The sequence below is a fragment of the Zooshikella harenae genome (genome assembly GCF_018837975.1).
Taxonomy (GTDB): domain Bacteria; phylum Pseudomonadota; class Gammaproteobacteria; order Pseudomonadales; family Zooshikellaceae; genus Zooshikella; species Zooshikella harenae.
In genome coordinates, this window is the sequence record NZ_JAGSOY010000180.1 from 1 (window position 1) to 2,628 (window position 2,628).

Genomic DNA, 2,628 nt, shown 5'->3' on the forward strand with positions numbered 1-2,628 from the left:
ACGCTCGTAATCCAGTTGCTCAATGACATCCGGTGCCGGTAACTGGGATAAATCAATTGCGGTATATTCGCTCATAGGATAATCCCGTCCAAGGTAATGGGATTACCTTCGGGTAAGTAAATGCCTTCCAAGTAGATTTCGATTTGTCCTGGCTGGGTACGGGTGGGTGTAACTTTAGTGAGTTTAAAACGCGGTTCCCAACGAGCTAGGGCTTCAGCCGTAGCCGCGATTAACTCCAAGCGTAAAGCGCCATTTAAGGGTTCATCGATTAAATCAGGCAATCGACTACCATAATCACGCCGCATGACACGGGTGCCTATGCGGGTGGTTAAAATATCAGAGATCGATTGCTTGAGGTGTTCGATGCCTGATAGCTGTTTTCCTGTAAGACAATTAATACCAAGCATAATCTTGATTAAATCAGGATATTTAATCCCTTTTTATATTAAACCAACGGAAAGTTGGATAGTTGGGCTGATCTTGATAACACTCTTCAGCAACTTGAAAAGAAACAAGGTTGCCTGCAGCAAATGCAGTTGTTAATAGTGAGAGTGTAGCATTACCATTTGGAGATGTTTTTCGGTTCCATCGTAAGGAGTTACTTTTACACGCACTTGGACCTACAAAGTTTCCTGAAATTTCTACAAAACACGTGGTATCAGTAGTATGACACCCAACAGATTTAATTTGTGTCCAGCTAGGTTCTTCAGCCTCTGCAAAAGAAGTAGAAAGAAAAATTAATGGTACTAAAAATACAGCTAATTTTTTCATTATAAATCCCCTAATATTTTTCAAGGGAATTAAATAGCAATATAATAGATTTTTCAATTAAATTCTTTTAAAACAAAAAACTATTGTCGTGGTTTAGGCGGCACATGATGTTGATCTAAATGGCTGTTATAAATAGAGCGGTCTGCAGCCATACTGCGGGTTTTATCGGTAATATCGCCGGTGGCTTTGATATTACCTGTCACATGCACATCACCGATCATTTTAATTCCACCTGGAGAATGTAAGGTACAGGTACCCCCGTCAGGCAAGTAGATATCATAATGGTGATGTAGACGGTTATATTGGATCTGGGCACCATCTTTGTAATAACTGCCTGATACCTCAGGTGTTTGACAAGGCGCTGGATGCTCATTTTGATAGGCTGCAGGTAAAATAAATCCTTGAGCCAATTCACCACAAGGCGATAACACCACCACTTGCTCACCGGCCTCGGGTGCCCACCATGAACGATCATGGCTGGCTCTTGTTGTTAGCCAAGGTAGCCAGTCCGTGGTGAGTTTATCCATTTGTACCCGCGCCCGCGCACGTTCGTAATCGACACTTCTTATAATACCTGGCCGAATTAAATTCTTAACCAGGCGAATCAGTTCTTCGATATTAAAGGGGTTTATATCGGGGTTCATGGGCTTTACCTGTATAGGGTACATGGCTGGCTAATACAGTTTTGGGTGTTTCCCCACCGTCTTCCCACAGTGATTCACCCATATAAAACGACTGTTGCCAGGTCACTTCCCAGCTTTCATAACCTTCGGTATCAGGGTTAAATAAGGCAGGAATTTGGGCAAAGCAACGACATTATCAAGTCCCCATAATCCCATCTCAGGCTGGTTTAATAGCGTCATCACCTCACAGGCCATACGGCGAATTTCAATAGCTAAATCAGGTGTGCTGTTGGCCAATACACAATAACAAAACCAGTCGGCATTGATGACATGGCGACCATCACCGGGATTCTCACCGATTTCCATTTGGTGCATACCTAAATAAATACCCGGTGAATTCAGGCATTTACCAGGATTATAAGCCTGCACAAATTCCAATCGTTTACCAAAATGATTCGTTAGCGTGTCCACCATAGCCAGGTGAATTAATTCAAGGGGATCATATTTATTCATGATTTAAGGCGTAATTGAGTTCCTGCTCTAAGAGTGTTATGAGTCGTTGTTTGCCACGCTTTAAGATTTGGATGACGACAGGTTTAGCCACGGGCTCGATATCTTGTGTTTGGTAAACCAGAGGCAAACGCGCTTTACCTGCACGTTTAAAGGCTGCTTCACGATTGCTAATTTTAAACGCACCTGGTCGATAATGCTGACCCGCTTTAGCACCACCGGGCACTTCTTTGACCTTACCAAAATAACCTAACCCTACCGGATTAACACCCAGCCAGACCTTAATTTTACCTTCAGCATACACCGTGGTGACACGCACCCGGTGCTTTTTAAACAGGTTTCGTTTCACGCCGGAGGCATCAACGACCGCTTGGATTAATAACCGTTCGATAAATGCCGTGTATTTACGCTGGGCACGTTTAATGGCTCGCTTAACATCCGCCTGACTCCGATCCAAGCCCATTAACACGTCATCCAATGAATCATTAATATCAACCGCAACTTTTAACGCCATCGACTACCTTCTTTAGGTGCTTCATAAGGGGATAGTTTAATAATGGCCATACCGGTATCTTTTTTTAATGGCGTCCAGTTGAGTTGGAATTTCTGCTCGTCGATCACCACATATTCATGTTGTTCAAGCGTAGTTAACTCATTGACCGAAACGTGTAATTCAGGCGTCGCATAATTCAACTGGATTTTATTCAGCTTCCCTTCCTGATCT

Annotated in this window: 6 protein-coding genes; all 6 read right to left on the reverse strand. The window is 43.2% G+C overall.

Annotated elements, in window-relative coordinates; genetic code table 11:
- Nucleotides 1-71: 71 nt before the first annotated feature.
- Nucleotides 72-407: a GPW/gp25 family protein gene (locus KCG35_RS24470; RefSeq protein WP_215822473.1), complete on the reverse strand. Its 336-nt coding sequence runs from the start codon at nucleotides 405-407 to the stop codon at nucleotides 72-74.
- Nucleotides 408-429: 22 nt separating this feature from the next.
- Nucleotides 430-771, reverse strand: coding sequence for a hypothetical protein (locus KCG35_RS24475; protein WP_215822474.1), 342 nt, complete (start codon nucleotides 769-771; stop codon nucleotides 430-432).
- A gap of 80 nt (nucleotides 772-851) precedes the next feature.
- Nucleotides 852-1,415, reverse strand: a complete 564-nt coding sequence (locus KCG35_RS24480; protein ID WP_215822475.1) for a phage baseplate assembly protein V — start codon at nucleotides 1,413-1,415, stop codon at nucleotides 852-854.
- A gap of 102 nt (nucleotides 1,416-1,517) precedes the next feature.
- Nucleotides 1,518-1,907: a hypothetical protein gene (locus KCG35_RS24485; RefSeq protein WP_215822476.1), complete on the reverse strand. Its 390-nt coding sequence runs from the start codon at nucleotides 1,905-1,907 to the stop codon at nucleotides 1,518-1,520.
- On the reverse strand, nucleotides 1,900-2,418 hold the full coding sequence (locus KCG35_RS24490; protein WP_215822477.1) for a hypothetical protein: 519 nt from the start codon (nucleotides 2,416-2,418) through the stop codon (nucleotides 1,900-1,902). Before KCG35_RS24490 ends, KCG35_RS24485 begins: the two co-directional genes overlap by 8 nt.
- Nucleotides 2,409-2,628 (reverse strand): hypothetical protein (locus tag KCG35_RS24495; RefSeq protein WP_215822478.1); only part of this gene is annotated, 220 nt, incomplete at its 5' end. The genes KCG35_RS24490 and KCG35_RS24495, both read right to left, overlap by 10 nt.

Coding starts and splice junctions, on each gene's coding strand:
- KCG35_RS24470 (WP_215822473.1), bottom strand. CDS start 407: ATGCTTGGTATTAATTGTCTTACAGGAAAACAGCTATCAGGCATCGAA.
- KCG35_RS24475 (WP_215822474.1), bottom strand. CDS start 771: ATGAAAAAATTAGCTGTATTTTTAGTACCATTAATTTTTCTTTCTACT.
- KCG35_RS24480 (WP_215822475.1), bottom strand. CDS start 1,415: ATGAACCCCGATATAAACCCCTTTAATATCGAAGAACTGATTCGCCTG.
- KCG35_RS24485 (WP_215822476.1), bottom strand. CDS start 1,907: ATGAATAAATATGATCCCCTTGAATTAATTCACCTGGCTATGGTGGAC.
- KCG35_RS24490 (WP_215822477.1), bottom strand. CDS start 2,418: ATGGCGTTAAAAGTTGCGGTTGATATTAATGATTCATTGGATGACGTG.